Here is a 24,066-nt window from a genome sequence, read left to right as displayed (position 1 = left end):
GAACACGGTCACCGCTCACCGCCGTCGCGGTCGGCGTCGAGCCGGAAGGCGCGGCGACGGGGCTTCACCGGGCGCATGAGGAACTCCGGGCGGCGCTGCCCGCCGGGGCCGGTGGTGGCGCGGGTGCGGCCGAGCCACTCCCGGTAGACCTCGCGGGAGCGGGCGGTGTCGACGTAGACGTCACCGTACCGGTCGTCCGGTCGCGCGGGCTCCATCCGCACCTTCTGCAACCAGCAGTGCATGCCGGACCAGGGGTCGGGCTGCACGCCGAACGCGAGGTTCTGGTGCACGCCCGGGTCGTTCCACCAGATCCTCTCGGAGTCCGGGTCGTCGGACGAGAAGGGCTCGATGCCCCCGCGGTAGCGCAGCTTCCAGGTGTCCGGCCCGTCCGGGTGCGTGATGTCGACCAGCCCCTGGACCCACCGGCTGCCCTCGGTGTCGTGCAGCCGCCAGCGGCCCATGTGGTGGGAGAGCGCGCAGACGCCGGGACGGATGCCCTCGGTGACCCAGACGCGGGCGACGAGGTGACCGATCGAGGTCGACAGGCGCACCAGGTCGTCGGTGCGCACCCCGTGACGCGCCGCGTCGCGGGTGTGCAGCCACAGCGGGTGCGAATTGGAGATCTCGTTGAGGTACTTGGCGTTGCCCGACCGCGTGTGGATCAGCGTGGGCAGCCGGAACGTCGGGACGAGCACGAGCTCGCCGGCCTCGAGGTCGACCTCCGAGCGCGCGACGTGCGAGCGGATGTAGCCCGGGGTCGCGTGCTCGGGCCAGCCCCAGTCGCGCATGGCCGTGGAGTAGACCTCCAGCTTGCGCGACGGGGTGAGCCAGCCCGCGGTGGCGGTGCCGTCGGCGTGGCGCACGCCGACCGCGCCCGCCTCGCCGATCAGCGGCGGCACCGAGTCGTCGTCGGTCGGCGTGCGGAGCACCCCACGTGTCTCGGGCGACGTGTCCTCCACCGCGCCCGAGAGCTCGGTCTCGGAGAGCCGCCGCTCGTCCTGACGGTAGACGTCGGTCGCGACCTCGACGACGCCGTAGCGGCGCATGTACTGCAGCGGGCTCATGCCCTCGGCCTCGGCCTTCTCGGCCAGCCCCGGCACCCGGTTCTCGAAGATCCAGCGGTAGTACTCGTCGACGGTGACCTTCTCGCCGGGGCGGTAGGGCGACTCGAAGTGGCGCCGGATGCCCAGTGCGCCGTCGGGGTCGATGCGCCAGGAGAGCTCGAACCAGAACTCGTTCTCCTCCCACACCTCGCCCGGGTTCGTGTCGCGGGTGTCGCCGACGGGTCGTCCGAGGCGCTCGCTGGCCACCCGCGCCACGGGCTGGCGGAAGCCGAGCCACCTGGCGGCGTGCGTCTCGTAGGAGTGCGTGTCGTGGCGCTCGGTCGAGTGGCCCACCGGCAGGACGTAGTCGGCGAACTCCGCGGTCTCCGACCACGTCGGTGTCAGCGCGACGTGCAGGCCGACCTTCTGCGGGTCGGACAGGGTCTTCATCCAGGTGAAGCCGTCGGGGTAGGTCCAGATCGGGTTGAACACCCGCGAGAAGTAGACCTCGAGACGCCCGCGGCCCTCCTGGAGGAAGTGCGGCAGCAGGATCGACATCTCGTTGGTCGAGAGGGGGTACTCGCCCGGCCACGCCAGCTCGTTCCAGTGGTCGTGCGCGGGCACGTCCGGGCCGTGCGGGATGAACTTGTTCCAGCCGTTGGGGCTGGTCCCGCCCGGGGTGCCGATCGACCCGGTCAGCGCGAGGACGAACCACAGGCAGCGGGCCACCTGCCAGCCGCCGAGGTTGCCGGCCGCGGCCGAGCGCCAGATGTGCGCCGAGAGCCGGTGGTCGCAGTCGGCCACCAGGCGGGCCAGCTCCTCGATGCGCTCGACCGGCACCTGCGACTCCTGCGCCGCGAACGCGAAGGTGTAGCCGGCGTAGTCGGCCTCGAGGCGGTCGAGGAACGCCTCGAACGTCCGGTCCTCGTCGGGGTGCAGCGCGGCCAGGTAGGTCTCCCAGTTGAACCAGCGCCGGAGGTACGCCTCGTCGATCTTCCGCGTGCGCAGCAGGTGGGAGGCGATCGCGAGCAGGATCGCGGCCTCGCTGCCGGGCCACGGCGCCATCCAGAGGTCGGCGTGCGAGGCCGTGTTCGACATGCGCGGGTCGACGACGACCAGCTTCGCCCCGGCGGTCTTGCCCTCCAGGATCCGCTGGGCGTGCGGGTTGAAGTAGTGGCCCGTCTCCAGGTGCGACGAGAACAGCAGGATCACCTTGGCGTTGCTGTGGTCCGGCGAGGGCCGGTCGAAGCCGCCCCACAGCGTCTGGCCGAGCCGGGCCCCCGACGAGCAGACGTTGGTGTGGCTGTTGTGCCCGTCGACGCCCCAGGCCTGCAGCATCCGCTCGGCGAAGCCGTCCTCCCCGGGGCGACCGACGTGGTAGGTGACCTCTTCGTGGCGGCCGTCGAGGATGGCCTGCCGGATGCGCCCGGCGACGTCGTCGAGCGCGGCGTCCCAGCTGACCTGCTCCCAGTGCCCACCACCGCGCTCACCCGTGCGCCGCAACGGGTGCAGGATGCGCTCCGGGTCGTCGATCTGGTTGATCGTGGCCGGGCCCTTGGCGCAGTTGCGGCCGCGGGAGCCGGGGTGGGCGGGGTTGCCCTCGACCTTGCGGACCGAGAGGTCGGACTTGTCGACGTAGGCGAGCAGCCCGCACGCCGACTCGCAGTTGAAGCACGTCGTCGGGACGAGCATGTACGCGCGGGGCACCTTGCGCGGATGGGCCTTGGCGTCGTACTCGACGTGGTGGTCCCAGTCCTCGACCGGCGGGAAGTTGCGCAGGTGCTCGTGCGTGCGCGCACCGGGCAGCGGATGGCGCTCGTGCGCCGGCGGGGTGTCGTCGGGAGCGCGCTCCGGTGCGGTCGGGGGCGACGGGCGTGTGGGCGTGGCGTCGCGGGGAGCGGTCTCGGTCATGGCGCTCTCCTCGGAGGTGGCGGGCGGGAGCGGGTCAGGACAGGGGCACGTCCTGGCCGGCGCGGACGAACACGGATTCGTAGGCCAGCAGGGCCACCTGCACGACCAGGCCACCGAGGGCGGCGAGGGCGAGCAGCCCGCCGCCCCAGGACGGGAGGGCGACGAGGGCGCCGAGCAGCGCGAGGGCGACGCCGGCGGTCCAGAACAGCCGCGCGTACCGGCCGTGGGTCACCATGTGTGCCGCGGTGGCGGCGGCCCTCGTGGCGTGCCGGCCGAGGTACTCGACGAGCAGCATCGCCACGTGCACGACGGTGGCGACGACCAGCGCGCGCACGATCAGCGCGGCGCCGGCCGCGTCCGTGCCGGCGACGAGCGCGGCGACCGCCAGCGCGCCGGCGCCGACCATGACGGCCTGGACCACGAGGTGCCAGAACAGCAGGGGGGACTGCCACAGGTCGCGGCCCTCGGCCTGGCCGAAGAGGAACGCGGTGTAGCCCGCGACCATCAGCCCGGTCGGGATCCCCAGGACCGCGAGCACGGTCCAGGCCACCGGGCTCGCCGCGAGCAGCCCGGTCTCGAGGGCGATGCCGTAGAGCAGCCAGACCCCCGACACCGCCGCGAAGGCGGCCAGCGCGTACGCGCCGAGCACCAGCCAGGAGCGGGGGTTCGACTTCGTGAGGATGTACCAGAAGCGGTCGGGGCGCTTGAGGTCCCAGACCAGCAGCCCGCCGGTCGCCGCGGTGCCCAGGACGCCCAGTGCCGGTGCGACCAGCGTGGTGAGCACGCCGAGGTCCACGCCGACGAGCAGGGCCAGCGCGGCGAGCAGCACCGCACCCCCGCCGACGCCCTTGGCCCAGAGGTAGGTGGTGACCCGCCAGCCCCAGGGCCGGGGGTGGGCGGTGTTCAGCGTGGTGCGGGCCTTCGTCACCGGGTCCGTCGCCATGTCCCGCGCGACGTCGGCGCGGTGGCGGTCCGGGCGCGAGTAGAGGTAGCCGGAGTCGGCCGGCGCGGCCAGCGGGTCGAGCACCGCACGCTCCGCGCCGAGGTAGAACACGTTGGGGCCGGTGTTCTGCTCGGGGGAGCGGACCTGGGTCGGGCGGGAGCTGACCAGGCGCGAGATGCCGCTCGAGGGGTCGTCCAGGTCGCCCACCCAGATGGAGTGCGTCGGGCACACCACGACGCACGCCGGTTCGAGGTCGCCGTCGATGCGGTGGGCGCAGAAGTTGCACTTGGCCGCGGTGTGCGTCTCCTCGTCGATGTAGATCGCGTCGTACGGGCAGCCCTGCATGCAGCTCTTGCAGCCGATGCACCGGTCGCGGTCGAAGTCGACGATGCCGTCGTCGCGCTGGAAGAGGGCCTGCGTCGGACAGATCGTCACGCAGGGGGCGTCGGTGCAGTGGTTGCAGCGCATCACCCCGAAGTCGCGGGTGTTGTGGGGGAACGTGCCCTGGTCGACGTACTTGACCCAGGTGCGGAACTGGCCGACCGGCACCTGGTGCTCGGTCTTGCACGCCACCGTGCAGGCGTGGCAGCCGATGCACGTGGTCTGGTCGATCGCGAATCCGTAGCGCACAGGACGCCCCCCTCCTCGACGGCCCCCGGAGCCGGGAGTGTGACACGCGTACCAATGTTGGGACAAGGGGTCGAAGGTCCCGACGGTCACGCCAGCGAGCTCCGCGAGGTCAGGACGCGCCGGGTCAGGTCCTCCGACTGTGGCGGGATGCCGCGGGCCTCGGCGGTCAGGCCGGCCGCGCGCGCCTGGTCCAGCACCGAGCGCAGGACGAGCGCCCCCGTCGTGTCGATCCGGCCGAGGCGCTCGAGGTCGATCACCAGCGCCGTGGCGTCGGTGTGCTCGGCGAGCGCGTCGAGCAGGGCCCTGTCCAGCTCCTGCGCGGTGCCGAACCAGAGCACGCCACGCGGCCGGAACGTGATCACGCCGTCCTCGACCTCGGTGTCGACGTCGAGCTGCAGCATCCGTGCCAGGAACACCAGCAGCGAGAGCCCGATCCCGACGACGACGCCCAGGTCGACGCGCGGCGCGAGCAGGATCGTGGCGAGGAACGTGCCCCAGGCGACGATCGCCTGCGGCACGGAGACGCGCCAGAGCGTCAGCAACGGCCCGAACCGCATCAGGTTGACCACCGCGACCACGACGATCGTCCCGAGCACGGCCGTGGGGAGCGGCTCCAGCACCGAGGCGAACGGCAGGAACGCGAGGACCGCCAGGCCGGTGACCCCGCCCGCGAACCGCGTGGCGGCCCCGGACATGCGGTTGACCGAGCTGCGCGAGAACGACCCGCCGCACGGCATGCCGCCGAACGCGGCCGCGGTCAGGTTGGCCGCGCCCTGGCTGATGAACTCCCGGTCCGCGCTCCAGCGGGTGCGGTCCTCGGCGGCGAAGCGCCGCGAGATCGACGCGGCCTCGGTGAAGCCGACCAGCGCGATGAGCACGCCGGACAGGGCCAGCGAGGGCAGCGCCGCCCAGGGGATCGCGGTGAGGGTGAACGGCGGCAGCCCGGTCGGGATCGAGGCCACGGTGGCGCCGGGGTAGAGGCCGGCCGCCGAGACCGCGACCCCGGCGACGACCGCGACGAGGACACCCGGGAACAGGGCGTGCAGGCGGCGCCCGCCCAGCACGATCACCGCGGTGGCCAGGGACGCCACGACCGCGGCGTTCGCCCACCGGTCGGGGGCCGCGAGGGCCCAGCCGGCGTCGAGGATCTCGTTGCCGAAGGGGGCCGGCGCCGTCACCCCCAGCGCCTTGGGCAGCTGCGAGCCGGCGATCAGCAGCGCGGCCGCGGGGACGAACCCCAGCAGCATCGGCTGCGACATCAGGTAGGCCAGCCACCCGGCGCGCAGCAGCCCGAGCAGTACCCGCACCGCGCCGACGAGCAGCGCCAGGGCGAGGCCGAGCCCGACGTAGGAGGGACTGCCCGGGACGGCGACCGTGCTCAGCGCCCCGAACGTGAGCAGTGCCGTCACGGCCACCGGACCGGTCTGCAGGTACGGCGACGAGGCGAACACCGCGGCGACCAGGGGCGGCAGCGCGCCCGCGTAGAGGCCGACGACGGGCGGCATCCCGGCGAGCTCGGCGTACGCCAGGGACTGGGGGATGCCGACCATGGCCACGCTCAGCCCGGCCACCACGTCCCGCAGGGCGGTCCGACGCCAGGCGGTCACGCGCGTCCTCCTCACCCCGAGCCCTCCGCTCCCGAGATGCCCGGAGCGGACGCAGAGGTTGGTACAGGTGGGCGCCCGCGACAAGGGTCCAACGACCCGCGGATGTCGGTCGGGCCCGTCCTTGCTCGGGCGAGAGGTGGCTCTTATGTTGGGCTGTACCTACATATGTGAGGAGGGCCACCATGTCGCGCCACCACAAGATCGTCATCATCGGCGGGGGTTCCGCCGGCCTCACCGTGGCCGCGCGCCTGCGCCGGGCCGGGGAGACCGACGTCGCCGTCGTCGAGCCGGCGATGACGCACTACTACCAGCCGCTGTGGACCCTGGTCGGCGGCGGCGCGGCGCCGGTCGAGGAGAGTGCGCGGCCGATGGCGTCGGTCATGCCCCATGGCGTCACCTGGCTCACCGACGCCGCCGCCGAGGTCGACCCGGACGCCGGCGAGGTGACGCTCGCCGGAGGCGAGACCGTCCGGTACGACCACCTCGTCGTCTGCCCCGGGATCCAACTGGACTGGGGAAAGATCCCCGGCCTCGACGAGACGCTCGGCCGTGACGGGGTGTCGAGCAACTACCGCTACGAGCTCGCCCCGGCCACGTGGCGATTCATCCGCGAGACCCGCTCGGGCACCGCGGTCTTCGGCATGCCGTCCGGACCCATCAAGTGCGCCGGCGCCCCTCAGAAGATCGCCTACCTGGCGGCCGACCACTGGCGGCGGCAAGGGGTGCTGGAGGACATCGACGTGCACCTCGTGCTCCCGACACCCGGGATGTTCGGGGTGAAGGTGTTCTGCGACGCGCTCGAGCGCGTCGTCGACGACTACGGCATCACGGTGCACTTCACGAGCGAGGTCACCGCCGTGGACGCCGCCCACCGCGAGGCCACGGTCACCGACGTCACCACGCGTGAGACCACGACGCTGCCCTACGACGTCATGCACCTGGCGCCGCCGCAGAGCGCCCCGGACTGGATCAAGAAGGGGCCGCTGGCCGACGCGGAGAACCCCCATGGCTACGTCGAGATCGACAAGCACACGATGCGCCACGTGCGCTACGGCAACGTCTTCTCCCTCGGCGACGCCGGCTCGTCGCCCAACTCGAAGACCGGTGCCGCCATCCGCAAGCAGGCGCCGGTGCTGGTGGAGAACCTGCGCGCGGTGATGGCCGGGCGCGAGCCGACCGCGCGGTACGAGGGCTACTCGTCCTGCCCCTTCACCACGTCCCAGTCGGAGATGCTGCTCGCCGAGTTCGACTACTCGCTGACCCCGAAGCCGTCGTTCCCGTTCATCGACACGACCCGGCCACGACGCGACATGTGGTACCTCAAGCGCTACGGCCTGCCGTTCCTGTACTGGAACCTCATGCTGCGCGGCCTCGCCTGACGAAGTGCGCTGACGCGCTCGTGAGCAGAAAGGAGTGCTCCAGCACTTCTTCCTGCTCACGAGCGCCGGAGGCGCACCCGGGAGGTCAGGCCGGCTGCGGGGTCATGAGCGTCCACGCGGCGTACCCGCCCAGGAGGTCGGACACGTCGGCGTGGCCGGCCCGCCGCAGGAGGCTCGCCGCGACGCTCGAGCGGTAGCCGCCCGCGCAGTACGCCACGACCGGGCGATCGGTGGGGACCTCGGCGAGGCGGGAGGGCAGGGCGGCCAGCGGGATGGTGAGGGCGCCGGGCACGGTGCCCCCGACCGCGGTCTCGCCGGGGTTGCGCACGTCGAGCACGGTCGGCGGGGTCTCCGCGTCCAGGGCCCGCGCGAGCTCCGCGGCGGTCAGCCGGCTCGCCGGGCGGACCTCGTCGTCGGCGGCGAGGAACGCGCCCTCGGGCTCGCGCAGGTAGCCCGTGACGCGGTCGAACCCGATGCGGGCGAGCCGGATGACGATCTCCTCCTCGCGGTCCTGGGGGGCGACCACGACGATCTCCTCGTCGGGCCGGACGACCGAGCCGGCGGTCTCGGCGAAGCGTCCGTCGGCGGGCACGTTGAGCGAGCCGGCCAGGTGGCCCGCCGCGAACTCGGCGGGATCGCGGGCGTCGAGGACCACGGCCCCCGCGCGCCGGCGCTCCAGCACCTCCTCGAGCTCCAGCGGCATCGGGGTCGCGGAGGTGTCGAGGACGGGGTGCTCGCGCCGGTTGAGCACGGCGTCGTGCAGGAAGTAGGCCGGCGCGGCCGGCTGGTCGGCGGTGACGAGGGCCAGGAACTGCTCGTCGCTCATGGGCTGGCAGGCGTAGTTCGTGGCCCGCTGGGCGCCGATGGTCGACCAGCGCTCGGTGGAGAGGTTCTTCCCGCACGCCGAGCCGGCGCCGTGGGCGGGGAAGACCCGGACCTCGTCGGGCAGGGCCATCAGGCGGGTGATCGACGCGTGCAGCATCCGCCCGAGGTCCTCGCTCGACCAGCCGATCGAGGCGAGCAGATCCGGGCGGCCGACGTCGCCGATGAACAGGGCGTCGCCGGTCAGGACGCCGTAGGGGACGGCGTCGCCGGCGTGCTCGCGGACCAGCACGCTGATCGACTCCGGGGTGTGGCCGGGCGTCTCGAGCACCTCGAGCTCGACCTCCCCGAGCGAGATGCGGTCCCCGTCGGCGAAGTGGCGGACCTCGTAGTCGGCCTCGGCGCGTCGCCCGAAGCCGATCCAGGCACCCGTGGCGCGGGCGAGCTCGAGGTGCCCCGCGAGGAAGTCGGCGTGGAAGTGCGTGTCGATCACGCCCACGATCGTGAGGTCGTGGTGGCGGGCGTCGGCGAGGTACTCGGCCACGTCACGGCGGGGGTCCACGACGACCGCCTGCCCGGTGGTCTCGTCCCCGATCATGTAGGAGGCCTGGGAGAGGCAGTCGAGGTAGTACTGGGCGAAGAACACGGCGTCTCCTCAGCGACAGGAATGTACTGACATCTGAGGGAACAACGGCAGCACCCCCGCCCCGTCCGGCCGGAGGTCCTCATCCTCCGGCCCGAAGGTCCCGGTGCGCCTCCGACGCTCGTGAGCAGAAAGAAGTGCTCCAGACTTCTTCCTGCTCACATGCGCGAAGCGCACACGGCCGGGGCGGGTGGGGCGACGCCGAGGTGGAGACCGCGCGCGGAGAAGCGGGCGTCGAAGGCGAAGCGGTCGCCGCGCACGATCGTCTGGCGCCACTCGACGAGTCGCCCCTGCGCGATGCCGGTGCGCTCGATGACGAAGACGGCGACGTCCTCGGCGCACTCGAGCAACCTGCGTTCGCCCTTCGTCGGCACCTGCGCGCTGATGCGCTCGTGCCCGGACTCCAGGCGCGTGCCGGTGCGCGCGGCGAGCTCGGTGTAGAGCGAGGTGTGGGTGAAGTCGGCGTCGAGCAGGGGAGCGGCGACCGCGGCGGGCAGCCAGACGCGGTCCACGGCGAGCGGCGCGTCGCCGGCCCGGCGCAGCCGCTCGAGGTGGACGAGCGGCGTCGACTCCTCGAGCCCGAGGTGGGACGCCACCACGCCGTCCGCCCGCACGTCGAGCACCCGCACGTCGGAGCGCTGCGTCAGGCCCGCGGCCTCCACCGACGCGAACAGGCTGTAGAGCGTGCCGACGGGCTGCTCGATCTCCGTGCGGCGCACCCGCGGGGCACGCCCGCGCTCGGCCGTGACGAGGCCCTCGGCCCGCAGTCCCCGCAGCGCCTCGCGCACGGTGTTGCGGCTGACGTCGTAGTCGGCGACGAGCGCGTTCTCGCCGGGGAACACGATGTCGAACTCGCCCTCGGCGAGGCGCCGACGCAGGTCGTCCTGGACCTGGGACCACAGGGGAACGGGACTCCGGCGGTCCACGGCGCGTTTCGGCACCTCGCCAGCCTAACGTCGAGACATTGGCGCACGGGTGCGTCAGCGCCCGGTGGCGGCCCGGCGGCGGCTCTGCGCGTCCCGGAAGGCGGCGAACGCCCGGGGCGCGGTGGAGACCGCCGGCCCCCCGCCCATCATCACCGTGACCCCGAGGGCCTCGGCCACCTCCTCCTCGGACGCGCCCTGACGGGCCGCGCCGTCCGCGTGGGCGGCGATGCAGCCGTCGCACGACTCGGCGACCGACAGCGCCAGGGCGATCAGCTCCTTGGTCCGTGCGTCGAGGGCCCCGGGCGCGAGGGCGGCGTCACGCAGCCCGGCGAACCCGCGGTACACCTCGGGGATCGCGCGGCGCAGCGCGCGTCCCTGGGCGCGGAGGTCCTCGTCCGCGTGCCGGACGCGCAGTGGCTCGTCCGAGGGTGTGTGCCAGTCGTTCGCGATGTCCATGGCGCTGCGCATACCGGCACCGTGCGGCGGAGCGAGCGTGGCGGGCAGGGGCGTCCGGACCGCCGGACCCCTGCCGAAGGCCTCCCGCGCGGGCCGCCGGCCGCGCGCCGTCGTCGACAGACGTCACCCGGACCCGACGACGTCGGGGAGGACGCCCCGGTGGAGGTCCTGCTCCACCGTCAGCGCGGTGGACCACACCGGGACCGCACTGCCGCGAGCTGCCGACGACCGTCCCGGCGCGGGGTGGAGGTGCGACGACCGTCGTGTGTCGGTGCCGCGTCTGCCGGGTAACGTTCCGCGATGGCGGTCGACCCTCTCTGCCGCCCGTGAGGACGCGAGGGACCCGCAGTGGTTCGTGGGTCCCTGGCAGCAGCTCCGCCTTCATGTGCTTCTCCGACGACACTCTCCTCGGCCTCGAGAGCACCGCGCATGTCTTCCTCGGCTCTGCCTCACCGGTCCGTCAGGGCTGGTGACGTGTTGCGAGCACTGGACACCGACAGGTGGCGTCTCCGTGAAACCCGAGCGCAACGACGAGATCGGACCGGCCCTGCGGGCCGCAGCGCTGGACCTGATGGACCAGCAGAACTTCCGCGACCACGACCGGCTGCTGAGCAACGTCGTGTCGGCGGCGGTCGAGACCATCCCTGGTGCCGACGCCGGCGGCATCTCGATGGTCGGCCGGGGACACCTCGACTCCGTGGCCCCGAGCACCGGCGGCACGACCGAGCTCGACCGGCTGCAGAGCACGTTGCACGAGGGACCGTGCATCAGCGCGATCGAGAAGCCGGCCGCCGACGGGCTCGTCGTGGCCGACGACCTCTCCGACGACGGGGACGGACAGCGGTGGCCGCGGTTCGCGCCCCAGGCCGTCGAGCAGGGTTATCGCGCGATGGTGGGTGTCCAGCTGTCCCGACGGCCGGAGCAGCAGGCCGCGCTCAACCTCTACGGGTGCCGGCCGGGTGTGTTCGACGAGCACGCCCAGATGACCGCCGCCCTGTTCGGGGCGCAGGCCGCGATGCTGGTCTACGGCGCGGAGCAGGCGCGAGCGCTGTCCGCCGGGATCGACAGCCGCGAGGTCATCGCCCAGGCCCGCGGCATCCTCATCGAGCGACACGGTGTCTCCGGCGACGAGGCCTTCCAGATGCTGGTGACCTCCTCGCAGCGCACGACCATCGAGCTCGTGGACGTCGCCGCCTGGGTCGTCGCCGAGGCCGAACGGGGGCAGAACCGTGACGACCGTCCCGCCGATGATCACTGAGGCCTGCGGTCGGGCCGTGGCCCGCACGCCGGGTCGGCACCGTCCGTCCCGGACGTCCAGCGATGGTGGACGCCGCTGATGGGAGCCGGTGATGGCGACCTGTTCGGCCTCGCCGAGTCGCTGCGCGCCCTGCGCGAGTTCACCCTGCGCCCGGTCGAGTCCGGCTACGACGCGTTGGATGCGCTGGTGGCCGTCTGCCGGAGGACGGTTCCGGGTGCCGACGCGGCCGCGATCTCCTATGCGGGTCACGGGCAGGTGCGATCGACGCACGTCACCGATCCCGCCATCGACGTGATCGACCGGTGGCACAACCAGACCGGCGCCGGCCCCCTGCTCGAGGAGGCCCGAGCCCAGTCGGTGCACGGCTCGGTCCTCGTCGTCGAGGACCTCACCCTGAGCGTGGACTCCGGGGCGTGCTCGGTCGGTGTCCGTCCGCCGTTCCGGTCGTTGCACTCGACGACGCTGCGCAGCCAGGACGGCCACCGCACGGCACTGGATCTCTACGCCGCGCCTCCCCACGCCCTCGGCCTGCCCGCCACCGTGATGGCCGAGATGTTCGTGCGTCGGGCCACCCACCTGCTCTACGGCGCCGACGAGACGCGAGCCGCGCGCTACCAGCTGGCCGTGAGCCTCGTCAGCCGGTGCCTGGATCTGGCCCGCCCCGACGCCGAGCACCTCCTCTCGCCCCACCTCGACGACGGGAACAGGGACCCGGTCTTCGTCGCCGAGCGCCTCATCGACCACATCACCGGCACCGACTAGCCCGAGCGGTCAGCGGACCTCGATCGTGGCCATCATGCCGGCGTCCTCGTGATCGAAGATGTGGCAGTGGTAGACGGTGCGTCCGGCCACCGTGGTGAACGGGATGCGGAGCCGGACCCAGCCGTTGGCGGGGACGAGCACCACGTCCTGCAGCGTGCCGGTGGTCGGGCTCCCGACGCTGTCGGCGAGCACCTCGAACGGCCAGACGTGCAGGTGGAACGGGTGGGCCATCGGGGTCGCGTTCGTGACGGTCCATTCCTCGACCGCCCCCAGCGCCACGACCTGGTCGGTGCGCAGGGGGTCGTAGGCACGACCGTCGAGGCCGAAGCTCATGCCCTGGCCGCCCGGGCCACCCGGGCCCTGCCCGCCCGGACCCATCCCGCCCGAACCCATCCCGCCCGAACCCATCCCGCCCGGGCCCATCCCGCCGCCCATGCCCATCGTGAACGCGAGTCGGCGGAACCCGGTCGTGGCGGCGACGGCCGGCGCGGGGCCGGCGGGGAAGGTGGGGAGGGGAGCCGGGGCCCGGGCGCCGTCGCCGGTGGCCAGCGTGGCCAGCGTCTCGGTCTCCCCGCCGACGGCGGGGCCGCCCATCATGCCCATGGCGGTGCGCGGCTCGGTGGTGGCGGCCAGCCGGAACGTCCCGGGCGGGTCGGGGCGCACGAGCACGTCGGCGCGACCGCCGGGGGCGAGCCGGACGGTCTCGCCCGTGGTGGCGGTCGGCAGCGTGATCCCGTCGAGAGCGATGCGGGTCAGCAGGTGGGCGTCGAGGCGCAGGTCCAGCGTGCGGGACGTCGTGGCGTTGATCAGTCGCCAGCGCTGCAGGTCGCCCCGGGCGGCCGGGATGACGGGCTGGTGCTGGCCGTTGAGCAGCAGCAGGTCGCCTTGCCGACCGGCCATGCGGGCGGCGGGGGCGGTGGGGGCGGGCCCGCCGGTGCCGGGGGTCGTGTCGGTGATGAGCATGACCCGGTCCGCCGTGACGGCGGGCTGCGGCACGTCGTCGACGATGACTGCTCCGGCCAGGCCGGCGAAGAGCTGGTCGGCGACGTAGCCGTGGGCGTGGGGGTGGTACCAGAACGTCCCCGCGGGGTGGTCGGCCGGGATGGCGATGCGGTAGTCGAACACCTCCCCGGGCGGGATGTGGATGAAGGGGTTGTCGGAGTCGCCCTCGGGTGAGACGCGGAGGCCGTGGGTGTGCAGGTTGGTGGGTTGATCGAGGCCGTTGCGCAGGCGGACGGACAGGACGTCGCCGGCCCGCACCCGCAGGGTCGGGCCCGGACTGGTGCCGTTGTAGCCCCATGCCGAGGCGGGGCTCCCGGCCAGGGACGCCCCGGGTGCGGCGCTGAGGTCGACGGCCAGCCGACCCTGGCTGCTGACGAGCTCGGTCGGGACGGCCAGCGGCTGACCACCGGGCAGGCCGGCCACCGTCCGGCGGGTGCCGGTCCCCGGGCCGGCACACCCCGTGACGCCCGCGGCGACGGCGGCGGCGCCCAGCCCGAGCAGCCCCAGGGCCTGCCGCCGGCTCACGCTCGCCCCCCGGCCGACGCGCCCGGTCATCGCGGCCGGCCGTGGAGGTGGCGATCCCGCATGACGACTCCTCTCGTCGTCGCGCAGGCTGGACCACCGGGCGCTGGTGGCTGAGGGCCGGACGGCCCGACTCGGCCGAGGCGCTGGTCCCGGTGACGGAGCCGCGCGCCGCATCGGCCCGCGGCCCGGCGTCCTCCTGGCCCGTCAGGAGGTGGTGAACAGGGGCAGGACCAGGCCGGCGGCGACGCCGAGGACCACGGAGAGCGCCGCGGCGGTGACGGCGCCGGAGCGGGCGGTCCGGGACTCGCCCGTGTCCTCCGGTGGCTCCTGTGCCTGCGCGCGGAACACCGGCGCGATCCAGCGCAGGTAGTAGAAGAGCGACGCCACGGTGTTGACCGCCGCGAGGACGGCGAGCCAGGCCATGCCGCCGTCGAAGGCGGCCGTGAAGGCGGTGAGCTTGCCGACGAACACGGCCGTGGGAGGTGTGCCCACGAGTCCGAGCAGGCAGACGACGAGCGCGATCGCGAGCAGGGGACGCCGGCGGCCGAGCCCCTGGAACTCGTCGATGGTGCGAGCAGGGTGTGCCGCGACCACCGCGAAGGCCCCGACGTTGGTGAGGGCGTAGGCGGCCAGGTAGAAGAGGAGCGCCGGCTGGGCCTGGGGGGTGCGTGCGGCCACCGCGATGATCACCAGCACGTAGCCGACCTGGGACACCGTCGAGTAGGCGAGCAGCCGCAGGACGGACGTCTGGGCGAACGCGGCGAGGTTGCCGAGCGTCATGCTGATGGCCGCGATGACCGCGACGAGCAGGGGCCACGGCACGATCGCCTCCGGTACCGCCAGGAGCAGCCGCCACACGGCGGCCAGGGCACCGATCTTGGGGATCGTGGTCAGGACGGCGGCGACGGCCGGCGGCGTCCCGTCGGTGACGTCGGGGACCCAGAAGTGCGCCGGCACGGCCCCGGCCTTGAACGCCAGACCCGCGAGCACGGCGACGAGTGCCACCGCCGCGGGTGCCGCGGCTCCCGTCGCGAGCCCTTCCGCGAGGGCCTCGTAGCCGGTGGTCCCGGCGGCCCCGTAGAGCAGGGTGGTGCCGGCGAGCATGGTGACCCCGGCGAAGGCGCCGGAGAGGTAGTACTTCAGTGCGGCCTCGGTCGTCGCCCCGGTCTTGGCCCAGCCGGCGAGGGCGTAGAGCGGGACGCTCGCGAGCAGGAACGCGGCGAAGAGCAACAGGAGGTCACCGGCGCCGGCCATCAGGACCGCTCCGAGGCCACCGAGCAGGACGAGCGCGGTGAACTCGCTCTCGCGCGGGTGGGCCGCCACGGCGTCGCGTGACCACCACAGGATCAGGGCCACCGCGACGAGGACGATCGCGCGGACGGCGTGGGTCGTCGTGTCGAGGACGTAGGTGTCGAAGGTGGTGCTCGGCGGCTTCGTGGCCGCGATGCCCGTCGCGACCAGGGCGACGCCGACGGCGAGCAGGGCGAGGACGCGCACGCGCCCCTGCCGGCGGCGTGGCGTCCACACTCCGACGAGGACGGCGAGGACGGCTCCGGCGAGCAGGGCCAGCTCCGGGACGAGGGTGGTGGGGTCCTCGTTCATCATCACCATGGCTGCTCCCGGCGGTCGACCGGTGAGGGTGTGGCGGTGGCGGTCATCGCGCGACCAGCTCGTTGAGCACGCGGGATGCCGGCTCGATCGTGTCGAGCAACGTCCGCGGCAGGAGTCCGATCAGGGTGGCCAGCAGGAGCAGCGGCACGATGGCCGCGAGCTCCCGAGCCCGGAGGTCGGGGAAGGGCCGGGGCGTGCCGGGTGCGTCGGGATGGCGCAGTTCCCCGAGCAGCATCCGGGAGAGCGCCACCAGGAACAGCCCGGCCGTGATGAGGATGCCGGTGACGGCGATGGCGGTCGCCACCGGTGTCGCGCCGAGCGCGCCGGTGAAGATCTGGAACTCGGCGATGAACCCGGAGAAGCCGGGGAGTCCGAGCGAGGCGAAGGCGGCCACCGCGAACAGGCCGGCGAACCGCGGCGTGCGGGCCGCCAGACCGCCGTAGGCGCCCATGTCGTAGGTGCGGCCGCGGTCGTGCAACGCGCCGGCGAGCAGGAAGAGCGCTCCGGTGATCAACCCGTGCGACACCATCTGGGTCACCGCACCGGTCGTCGCGAGCTGGCGTGCCTGCGCGTCGGAGTCGGCGACCAGGCCGGCGGCGCCCACGCCGAGCAGCACGTAGCCCATGTGGTTCACCGACGTGTAGGCGATCATGCGCTTCAGGTCGGTCTGCGCCAGCGCGACCATCGCGCCGTAGACCACCGACACCACGCCCAGCACCACGACCACGCCGGCGAACTGCCGCCACGACGCGGGCAGCAGAGGCATGGCGATGCGGACGAAGCCGTAGGTCCCCATCTTCAGCAGCACGCCGGCGAGCACGGCCGAGCCCGCGGCCGGGGCCTCGGTGTGTGCGGGCGGCAGCCAGGTGTGGAACGGGACGAGCGGGGTCTTCACCGCGAGCCCGAGCCCGACGGCGAGGAGCGCCGCCCCGGCGGCGGGGCCGCCGGCCGCCAGCGGGTTCTGCGCGGCGAGGGCAGGGATGTCGAAGGTGTGGGGCGTCGCGGCGAGGTAGATCAGGATGAAGCCGAGCAGCAGCGCCAGCGAGCCCAGGAACGTGTAGAGGAAGAACGTCAGGGCCGCCGAGCGTGCCCTGGAGCCGTGACCCCAGCCCGCGATGACGAAGTACATGAACACGATCGACAGGTCGAAGAACAGGAAGAACAGGATCAGGTCGAGGGCGACGAAGACGCCGACGCTCACGGTCTGCAGCGCCAGGAACAGCACCACGTACGACTTCGGACGCCGGTCCTCGCGCAGCGAGTAGACCGCGGCCGCGGTGAACACGACGACGGTCATCGCCACCAGCGGGAGCGAGAGCCCGTCGACGCCGAGGTGGTACGAGATGCCAGCGCTCGGGATCCAGGCGACCTGCTCGACGAACCCGTAGCCGCCGGCGGGGAGCCGCAGCCACATGATCGCGACGAGCGCGAGCTGCACGAGCCCGGTCACCACCCACGGGACGGTGTAGCGGCGCGGGGCGCTCGTGGCCGGGAGCGCGGCGAGGCCGAGCGCGACGACGACGGGCAGGAACACGACGACGGAGAGCACGTCAGCTCACCCCGATCAGGAGCACGGCGAGGGCCGCCAGCAGGCCGAACCCGACGGCGGCCTGGGCGTAGTACTGGTGCAGCCGGCCCGTCTGCGGGCGGCGGGCGGTGCGGCCGAGGGCTCGGGCGCCGGCCGCCACGCCGTCGACGCCCCGGTCGAGACCGCGCTCGACGTGTCGATCGACGGCGTCGGCGGCGCGGACCGCGCCGCGCCCCGCTCCGAGCACGACGCGCTGGTGGAGCGCGTCGTCGAGGCGGGCGAGGGCGGTGGCGAGCCGCAGGGCCGGCCGGACGACGACGGCGACGGCGACGCGTTCGAGGCCCAGCCACGACCGGAGCAGGGCGGGCGCGGGGAGCCGACCGGCCACGAGCCACGTCAGCCCGACGCCGACGACGGCGATCGCTCCGGAGACGAGGAGCTCGAGGCCGCTCGGTGCCGGGTCGGGGCGCAGGATGTCCGGACCGAGGGCGAGCAGCCCCGCCGCGGCGGCGGCCACCGCGAGCGTCACGGCCACGACGGCCTGGACCCGCACCCCGACGCGCCCGACCGCGGCGTCGTCGGTGCCGGCGGGCGACGGACGCCAGACGAACCAGAGGGCCTTGGCGGCGTAGCCCGCCGAGACGAGACCGGCGGCCAGACCGAGGGTGTACAGGGCGGGCCCGCTCGAGAGGGCGCCGGCCAGGACGGCGTCCTTGCTCACCCACAGGCCGGTCGGTGGGACCCCGGCGAGCGTCACGGCCCCGACGGTGAAGGCCGCGCCGAGCACCGGGTGGCGGCGCGCGGCCCCACGGAGGTCGTCGAGCCGACGAGTACCCACGCGCACGAGCCACGCGCCGGCCACCAGGAAGAGCAGGCTCTTGGTGGCGGCGTGCGCGACGGTCTGCAGCACCCCGCCGGGCACGGCGCCGACCCCGGCGGCGAGCACCATGAACCCGATCTGCGCCGAGGTCGACGCGGCGAGCAGTTGCTTGAGGTCGCTCTGCGCGAGCGCGACGAGACCGAGCAGCAGGGCGGTGCCCGCACCGACCCACGCCACGAGCGGCCCGGCCCATCCGGTCGCGTCCAGCCCCGCCGTCGTCCGCAGGAGCAGGTAGGCCCCGGCGGCGACCATGGTCGCCGAGTGCAGCAGCGCCGACACCGGGCTCGGACCGTGCATGGCGCCCGAGAGCCAGAAGCTGAAGGGCAGTTGCGCGGACTTGCCGAGCGCGGCGACCACGATGCCGGCGACGGCGACGTCCTGCCATCCGCCCGCGACGACGGGCAACGCGTCGAGTGCGAGGGTCGGGACGCCGCCGGCGAGGACCGCGCCCGCGGCGAGGTAGAGACCGAGGTCCGCGGTGCGCGTGGTCAGGAACGCCGTCCTCGCGCCGCGGGCCGCCGCCGGGTCGCCGGTGTGGTGGGCGATGAGCGCCCAGCTGGTCGCGCCCATGACCTCCCACGCCGCGAGCAAGGGCGGGAGGGTGGTCGCGGTGACCGTCGCCAGCATCGCGCCGGCGAAGACCAGCACGAGGCCGACGAAACGGCCCGAGCCCAGTGCCGGCTCGCCCGCGGCGAAGGCCAGCACCGCGAGCAGGGCGACGGCGACGAGCACGACCATGACCGCCGAGAGGTCGTCCACCGCGAAGCCGGCGGCGACGCCCTCGAAGAGCGGGAGGTGACCCTGCGGGCGCTGCACGGCGGCGGCCACCGCCAGGCCCACGGTCGTCGCGGCGACCAGGAGTCCCGCGGGAACGGCGCCGCGCGGAGGGCGCACCACGATCAGCGCGGTCCCGCCGGCGAGGGGGACGAGGAGCAGGGCGACGAGGAGAGCACTCATGGTCAGCCCCGCAGCTCGGCGGCGTCGTCGGTCATGTCGATGCGCTTGGCCCGGTAGATCGCGGTCGTGACCGCGAAGCCGGCCGCCATCTCGATGGCCATCGCCGTGACGACGACGACGATCAGCACCTGGCCCTCCGTGCCGGCCGGTGCCAGGAAGTACCAGAACGCGGCCGCGGCGAGGATGACGCCGTTGAGCAGGAGCTCCAGGCCCATCATCACCATGACGATGGACTGCTGCGTGAGCGCCCCGAACAGTCCGACGGAGACCAGCGCCGCGGCGACGACGAGGAAGGCCTGCAGGGTCATCGCCCGACACCGCCCCGGTCCCGGTCGTCGGACTCCGGCGCGTCGAGCTCGTCGCCCAGGCGGTCGTACCGACCCCGGCCGGTGGCCAGCACGACCGTGCCGACGATCGTGGCGAACAGGGTGACGCCCAGGGTCATCATCGTGAGCATCTGGCCGCCCATGAGGCTCTCGCCGAGCGCCATCGTGAGGTCCGGTGCCGGCCGGCCCCCTCGCACGGGCCAGTCGACGAGGAGCGCGCCCCCGGCCAGCGCGACGAAGGTCGTCGCCGCGACGACGGCGGACCCTCGGGTGTTGTGGAACATCGACATCGGCATGAGCCCGGCCGGGTTCATCATGTACATGATCATGAACACGGCCATGACGACCATCTCGATGATCATCATGAGGACGATGACCAGGCCGAGGTAGTGCAGCCCGGTCATCAGGACGAGGCCGGCGACCGCCAGGAACGACAGCAGCAGCAGGAACGTCGCCCGCGCCATCGAGTCGACGCGGAAGACGAGCGCGCCGGCGACGACCGCGGTCACCGCGAGGGCGCCGAACAGGGCGATGGTGATCACGTCAGATGCCTCCTCGGCCGAGGACGACCAGGGTCACGACGAGGGCCTGGGCGATCGTCGCGGGAACGAGGACGACCCACGAGAACTCCGTCCACCGCTCCATGCGGATCGTCGGGACCCGGTGCCGCAGGACGATGAGCACCCCGAGGACGGCGAGGGTCTTGACCAGCACCCAGGCCCACGCCGGGAGCCACGGACCGTGCCCTCCACCGAGGAACAGCGGGACCGCCATCGCCGAGGAGGCGACGAGGAGCAGCCACCGCCCGGTGCTGAACACGAGCCTGTCGACCCCGGAGAGCTCCGCCGCCGCGCCGCCGGCGACGTCCCGGCCGACCGGTGCGTCGAACGGACCCCAGAAGGCCATGGCCGCCGCGCTGAGCAGGAAGGCCACGAACGCCACCGGCATGATCACGATGAACCACAGGCCCTGCTGGGCCGCCACCACGTCGGTGACGCGGAGGCTCTGCGCCCCCACCGCCGCGGTGATGAGCGCGAACATGTGCGGGAGCTCGTAGGCCAGGCCCTGGGCCACGAACCGGTAGCCGCCGATCAGGGACACGGTGCTGTTGGCGCCCCACCCGACCAGCCACACCGCCGCCCACGCGACGACCTCCATCGCGTTGAACCACACGAGCCCGGGGCCGAGGTCGGCGACCGGCCGCAGGCCCAGCGGGAGGACCGCGGCCGCCATCAGCGCAGCGACGAGGAGGGCGGCGCCGCCGATCCCGCGCAGCAGCTCGTCGCCCGCCGCGGTGCGGCGACGCTGTCCCACGAGCAGCCGGACCGCCTCGCGCCCGGGGAGCCCGAGGGCCACCGTCCAGGACACGGGTCGTCCCGCTGCCCGTCCGGCGGCGACGGCGTCGGCGGCGACCGCGGCCCAGGTGACGGCCAGCAGCAGGCCCGGCAGGAGGGCCGCCCCACCGAGCGGCAGTGCGGTGCTCACGACGCACCCTCCGTGCTCGTCGGCTCGGCGAGAGCGGGCTGCGGCGCCGGGTTCGCGGCGGCGACGATCAGCCTCGCCGCGGCGAACTCGGCGCCGACGAGCCGGGCGTCCAGCGCGGGGAGGTCGGTGGTCGTCGGCCGGTGCTCGCCGCCCCCGCCGAGGGCGGCCCGGGCCGACGAGAACTTCTCCTCGAGCGCGTCCAGGACCGCGCCCCGGCTGCTCTTCCTGGACCCGAGCACCCAGGGCAGGACGCGGGAGCGGTGGACGCGGCGGCGGAGAGCGTCCAGCTCGTCGGCGACGTGCGCGGTGTCGCCCTCGCCGAAGAGCACCCGGTCGCGCAGGCCGCGCGTGCGGGCTGCCGGCCCGGACCAGCCGGCGAGGGCGAGGACCCGGGCGACCGACGTCAGCGCGCGGGCCGCGTCGGGCAGGCGCTCGACGGCCTCCCCGGCCTCGACGTCGAGGAAGCGCGCCCGGGCGTCCTGGATCACGTCGCCCTGGAGGGCGACGTCGACGACGAGTCCGCTCGGCCACTCCGGCAGCACCGGCCCGAGGGGGACGTGCAGCTGGTCGAGGGCGAGCCCGTCGCGATCCTCGGCCAGATCGGCCATCGCCAGCCCGCCGGGAAGCTCGGTGCCTCCGCCGTGGTGGTGGTGCTCGGTGCCGTGCTCGGTGCCGTGCTCGGCGCCGTGGTCATCGTGCGCGCTGTGCTCGTGCTGCTCGTCGTCCTCGTCGACGCTGGGAGAGGCGGCCCGTGTCGGGCGGGACCCGTCGCGACCCGCGAGAGCTCGTTGCGCGTCGAGGTCGCCCAGGGTCCCGACGGTCTCGTCGAGACCCGGGACGATCTCGTGCTCGTCGACGACCTGCACCCGCGCCCGGGGGGCGGGCACCCCGACCCAGACGTCCTCGATCACCGCGCCGAGCTCCGGGCCCGGCCGTCCGACGACCACGACGACGTCCGTGTCGGCCGGTGCCGTCGCCACCGGCCACCGCCGGCGCGCGACCTCCTGCTCGACGCGCGCCCGGAGCCGGTCGGTCCCCACCCCGCCGACGACCAGCACGTGGGGCCTCGCGACGGCCGCTCGCAGGAGCGCTGTCCTCAGGTCCATCGGAGCGCACCTTCGCGCCAGGCGTAGACCACACCCGCCATGAGCAGCGCGAGGAAGCCGAACATCTCGACCACCGACGCCGGTCCCCGCTGGACGACGACCAGGGTCCAGGGGTACATGAAGATCATCTCCATGTCGAAGGCCAGGAACACCATGGTCACGACGTACCAGCGGACGTGGAACCGGGAGACGGGGTGCTCGAGAGGTGGCAACCCGCCGGCGTGGGGCAGCACGTTCTCCAGTGGCGGCGCCACGGCGGCGGCCCGCGCCAGCGTCCGGAGCGCGATGACCAGGAGGACGCCGATGCCGAGCACCACGAGCGCCGGTGCCAGATCGCCCATCACTCCCACCTCCCGTCAGGCCGTCGCCACCCGGTTCTATACCCATAGGGGGTATAGGTATCCGTAGCAAGGTACGAGGTAGGGGTGTCGCTCGCAAGGTGTGGATACCGGTCGACACCTCGCGGGACACCGGACTTGACGGGGTACCCCCAGGGGGTATCGTCGAGCATGTCGAGAGGAGCCGAGCGATGAACGGCTACGCCGGAGAGAAGGACGCGTACCTCGCGCGGCTGCGCCGGATCGAGGGCCAGGTGCGCGGGATCGCGAAGATGGTCGCCGACGACAAGTACTGCATCGACGTCCTGACGCAGGTCTCGGCCGCCACGCGGGCGCTCGAGAACGTCGCCCTCGGCCTGCTCGACGACCACCTCGGGCACTGCGTGGCCGAGGCAGCGGCGGAGGGTGGCGACGTGGCCGACGAGAAGATCGCCGAGGCCAGCGCCGCGATCGCCCGCCTGGTCAGGTCCTGAGCTGCCGACGAGAACGGAGATGACCTCGTGAGCCAGACCAGCACCTACACCGTCGACGGCATGACCTGCGCCCACTGCGTGGCCTCGGTGCAGGAGGAGGTCGCCGAGGTGGCAGGCGTCTCGGACGTCGACGTCGACCTCGTCAGTCGCCGTCTCGTCGTGACCGCGGTCGGCCCGATCGACGACGGCGCGATCCGGGCCGCCGTCGAGGAGGCCGGCTACCGGCTCGAGGGAACGGGGAGCACGCCGTGACCACGACGAGCCCCGAGCGGGCCGACCCGGACACGACCGGGTCTCGGACGCCCGGTGCCACCGATTCCCGCGGCGGCGGTGCGTCAGGACGGCGCTCGACGTGGCGGTCACTTCTCGATCGCCCTCTCGTCCGGCTCGGTGGTTTCGCTCTGGCACTCGTGCTCGCCCTCGTCGTGGGCGGTGGCGTCGGCGCGGTGGCCGGGCCCACCCCCGCGCCCGCCCCTGAGGCGCCGACCGGGACGGCCGGCTCCGCCGCGGCCCCACCTCGGCCCGAGGACGGGGGTGGCACTCCCGGCGCCGCAACGGACGCCGGCGGGCTGGCCGTTTCCGAGGACGGCTACACCCTCGACGTCACCGACACGCCCGACCGGGCCGACCGCCCCGGCGAGCTGGCGTTCCGCATCCTCGGTCCGGGTGGTGCCCCGGTCACGGCCTTCACCCCGACCCACGACAAGCCGCTGCACCTGATCGTGGTGCGGCGCGACCAGTCCGGCTTCCAGCACCTCCACCCGGTCATGGACCCGGACGGGACGTGGCGCACCACGACGGCCCTCGCCCCGGGCGACCACCGGGTCTTCGCCGACTTCGCTCCCGACGGGCGCACCGAGGCGATGACCCTCGGACGCGACATCGCGGTCGCCGGTGCCTACGGTCCCGTGCCCCTGCCGCCCCCGTCCACCGTCGCCACGACCCCGGACGGCTACACGGTCACCCTGACGGGCGCCCTCGTCCCCGGCACCGCCAGCCCCGTGACGTTGTCGGTGGCGCGTGACGGAGCTCCCGTGACGGACCTGCAGCCCTACCTCGCGGCGTACGGCCACCTCGTCGCCCTGCGGACCGGCGACCTCGCCTACCTGCACGTGCACCCCACCGGGTCCCCTGGCGACGGGCGCACCGCGGCGGGCCCGGCCATCGAGTTCGTGGCCGAGGTGCCCTCCGCCGGTCCCTACCGGCTCTACCTCGACTTCGCCCACCGGGGCGTGGTCCGCACCGCCGAGTTCACGGTCGTCGCCGCTGCCGACCCCGGCGCACCGGCCGGTGCTCCCACCACGCACGCCGAGTCGGGCGCACCGCATGGACACTGATCACCATCCGTCGGCCGTCGGGGGCCGTCCCCCCGAGGCCGCCCAGGAAGGACACGCGGGATGAGCACCGTCACCGGCAACACGGGCGCGGTCGTCGACGAGGCGGACGCGCTCTCCG

Annotated in this window: 21 protein-coding genes; 6 read left to right on the top strand and 15 right to left on the bottom strand. The window is 73.7% G+C overall.

The features are described 5' to 3' along the window. Positions 1-8: 8 nt before the first annotated feature. The 3 genes from PGB27_RS22250 to PGB27_RS22240 form a co-directional block, all read right to left on the bottom strand. On the bottom strand, positions 9-2,954 hold the full coding sequence (locus tag PGB27_RS22250) for a molybdopterin-dependent oxidoreductase (RefSeq protein ID WP_274202606.1): 2,946 nt from the start codon (positions 2,952-2,954) through the stop codon (positions 9-11). Between the two features lie 34 nt (positions 2,955-2,988). Then, positions 2,989-4,527, bottom strand: coding sequence for a 4Fe-4S dicluster domain-containing protein (locus PGB27_RS22245; RefSeq protein ID WP_274202605.1), 1,539 nt, complete (start codon positions 4,525-4,527; stop codon positions 2,989-2,991). An 86-nt stretch (positions 4,528-4,613) separates the two neighbouring features. Continuing rightward, positions 4,614-6,134, bottom strand: a complete 1,521-nt coding sequence (locus PGB27_RS22240; protein ID WP_274202604.1) for a SulP family inorganic anion transporter — start codon at positions 6,132-6,134, stop codon at positions 4,614-4,616. Between the two features lie 182 nt (positions 6,135-6,316). Between PGB27_RS22240 and PGB27_RS22235 the strand changes: the two genes are divergently transcribed. Then, positions 6,317-7,513, top strand: coding sequence for an NAD(P)/FAD-dependent oxidoreductase (locus tag PGB27_RS22235; protein WP_274202603.1), 1,197 nt, complete (start codon positions 6,317-6,319; stop codon positions 7,511-7,513). 85 nt (positions 7,514-7,598) lie between these two features. On the opposite strand, the gene PGB27_RS22230 is transcribed toward PGB27_RS22235, so the two are convergent. The 3 genes from PGB27_RS22230 to PGB27_RS22220 all read right to left on the bottom strand — a co-directional run bounded on the left by PGB27_RS22230 (position 7,599) and on the right by PGB27_RS22220 (position 10,372). After that, positions 7,599-8,981 (bottom strand): MBL fold metallo-hydrolase, encoded by a 1,383-nt coding sequence (locus PGB27_RS22230; protein WP_274202602.1) that lies wholly within the window; start codon positions 8,979-8,981, stop codon positions 7,599-7,601. A 155-nt stretch (positions 8,982-9,136) separates the two neighbouring features. After that, positions 9,137-9,919: a GntR family transcriptional regulator gene (locus tag PGB27_RS22225; RefSeq protein WP_274202601.1), complete on the bottom strand. Its 783-nt coding sequence runs from the start codon at positions 9,917-9,919 to the stop codon at positions 9,137-9,139. A 39-nt stretch (positions 9,920-9,958) separates the two neighbouring features. Then, positions 9,959-10,372 carry a carboxymuconolactone decarboxylase family protein gene (locus PGB27_RS22220; protein ID WP_274202600.1) on the bottom strand — a complete coding sequence of 138 codons (414 nt, stop codon included), beginning with the start codon at positions 10,370-10,372 and terminating at the stop codon, positions 9,959-9,961. A gap of 499 nt (positions 10,373-10,871) precedes the next feature. Between PGB27_RS22220 and PGB27_RS22215 the strand changes: the two genes are divergently transcribed. Together PGB27_RS22215 and PGB27_RS22210 are read left to right on the top strand one after the other, a co-directional pair. Next, positions 10,872-11,618, top strand: coding sequence for a GAF and ANTAR domain-containing protein (locus tag PGB27_RS22215; RefSeq protein ID WP_274202599.1), 747 nt, complete (start codon positions 10,872-10,874; stop codon positions 11,616-11,618). Between the two features lie 78 nt (positions 11,619-11,696). Then, positions 11,697-12,380 carry a hypothetical protein gene (locus tag PGB27_RS22210; RefSeq protein WP_274202598.1) on the top strand — a complete coding sequence of 228 codons (684 nt, stop codon included), beginning with the start codon at positions 11,697-11,699 and terminating at the stop codon, positions 12,378-12,380. A gap of 9 nt (positions 12,381-12,389) precedes the next feature. On the opposite strand, the gene PGB27_RS22205 is transcribed toward PGB27_RS22210, so the two are convergent. The 9 genes from PGB27_RS22205 to PGB27_RS22165 all read right to left on the bottom strand — a co-directional run bounded on the left by PGB27_RS22205 (position 12,390) and on the right by PGB27_RS22165 (position 22,141). Continuing rightward, positions 12,390-13,907: a multicopper oxidase family protein gene (locus tag PGB27_RS22205; RefSeq protein WP_274202597.1), complete on the bottom strand. Its 1,518-nt coding sequence runs from the start codon at positions 13,905-13,907 to the stop codon at positions 12,390-12,392. Positions 13,908-14,111: 204 nt separating this feature from the next. Beyond that, on the bottom strand, positions 14,112-15,518 hold the full coding sequence (locus PGB27_RS22200; protein ID WP_274202596.1) for an NADH-quinone oxidoreductase subunit N: 1,407 nt from the start codon (positions 15,516-15,518) through the stop codon (positions 14,112-14,114). Positions 15,519-15,561: 43 nt separating this feature from the next. After that, positions 15,562-17,067, bottom strand: coding sequence for a complex I subunit 4 family protein (locus PGB27_RS22195; RefSeq protein ID WP_274202595.1), 1,506 nt, complete (start codon positions 17,065-17,067; stop codon positions 15,562-15,564). Between the two features lies 1 nt (position 17,068). Further along, positions 17,069-18,883, bottom strand: coding sequence for an NADH-quinone oxidoreductase subunit 5 family protein (locus tag PGB27_RS22190; RefSeq protein ID WP_274202594.1), 1,815 nt, complete (start codon positions 18,881-18,883; stop codon positions 17,069-17,071). Positions 18,884-18,885: 2 nt separating this feature from the next. Beyond that, a complete protein-coding gene (locus PGB27_RS22185) occupies positions 18,886-19,191 on the bottom strand; it encodes an NADH-quinone oxidoreductase subunit NuoK (protein ID WP_274202593.1) in 306 nt (101 codons plus the stop codon). Continuing rightward, the gene (locus PGB27_RS22180; RefSeq protein WP_274202592.1) at positions 19,188-19,751 is read right to left on the bottom strand and encodes an NADH-quinone oxidoreductase subunit J; all 564 of its coding nucleotides are present in this window, start codon (positions 19,749-19,751) and stop codon (positions 19,188-19,190) included. Before PGB27_RS22180 ends, PGB27_RS22185 begins: the two co-directional genes overlap by 4 nt. Before the next feature lies 1 nt (position 19,752). Beyond that, a complete protein-coding gene (locus tag PGB27_RS22175; RefSeq protein ID WP_274202591.1) occupies positions 19,753-20,694 on the bottom strand; it encodes a complex I subunit 1 family protein in 942 nt (313 codons plus the stop codon). Beyond that, a complete protein-coding gene (locus PGB27_RS22170) occupies positions 20,691-21,800 on the bottom strand; it encodes a hypothetical protein (protein WP_274202590.1) in 1,110 nt (369 codons plus the stop codon). Before PGB27_RS22170 ends, PGB27_RS22175 begins: the two co-directional genes overlap by 4 nt. Beyond that, positions 21,791-22,141, bottom strand: a complete 351-nt coding sequence (locus tag PGB27_RS22165) for an NADH-quinone oxidoreductase subunit A (protein WP_274202589.1) — start codon at positions 22,139-22,141, stop codon at positions 21,791-21,793. The genes PGB27_RS22170 and PGB27_RS22165 overlap by 10 nt, the downstream gene beginning before the upstream one ends. Before the next feature lie 188 nt (positions 22,142-22,329). On the opposite strand from PGB27_RS22165, the gene PGB27_RS22160 reads away from it, so the two are divergent. From PGB27_RS22160 to PGB27_RS22150, 3 genes are all read left to right on the top strand, one after another. After that, positions 22,330-22,611 (top strand): metal-sensitive transcriptional regulator, encoded by a 282-nt coding sequence (locus PGB27_RS22160; RefSeq protein WP_274202588.1) that lies wholly within the window; start codon positions 22,330-22,332, stop codon positions 22,609-22,611. Positions 22,612-22,638: 27 nt separating this feature from the next. Further along, positions 22,639-22,863 carry a heavy-metal-associated domain-containing protein gene (locus tag PGB27_RS22155; protein WP_274202587.1) on the top strand — a complete coding sequence of 75 codons (225 nt, stop codon included), beginning with the start codon at positions 22,639-22,641 and terminating at the stop codon, positions 22,861-22,863. A 158-nt stretch (positions 22,864-23,021) separates the two neighbouring features. Next, entirely contained in the window at positions 23,022-23,948 is a 927-nt protein-coding gene (locus tag PGB27_RS22150) for a hypothetical protein (RefSeq protein WP_274202586.1), read from the top strand. Positions 23,949-24,066 lie beyond the last annotated feature (118 nt).

Source organism: Actinomycetospora lemnae, assembly GCF_028737315.1.
GTDB lineage: Bacteria > Actinomycetota > Actinomycetes > Mycobacteriales > Pseudonocardiaceae > Actinomycetospora > Actinomycetospora lemnae.
The sequence above is the reverse complement of the archived record's forward strand: the minus strand, read 5'-3'. Positions and strand labels throughout refer to the sequence as shown.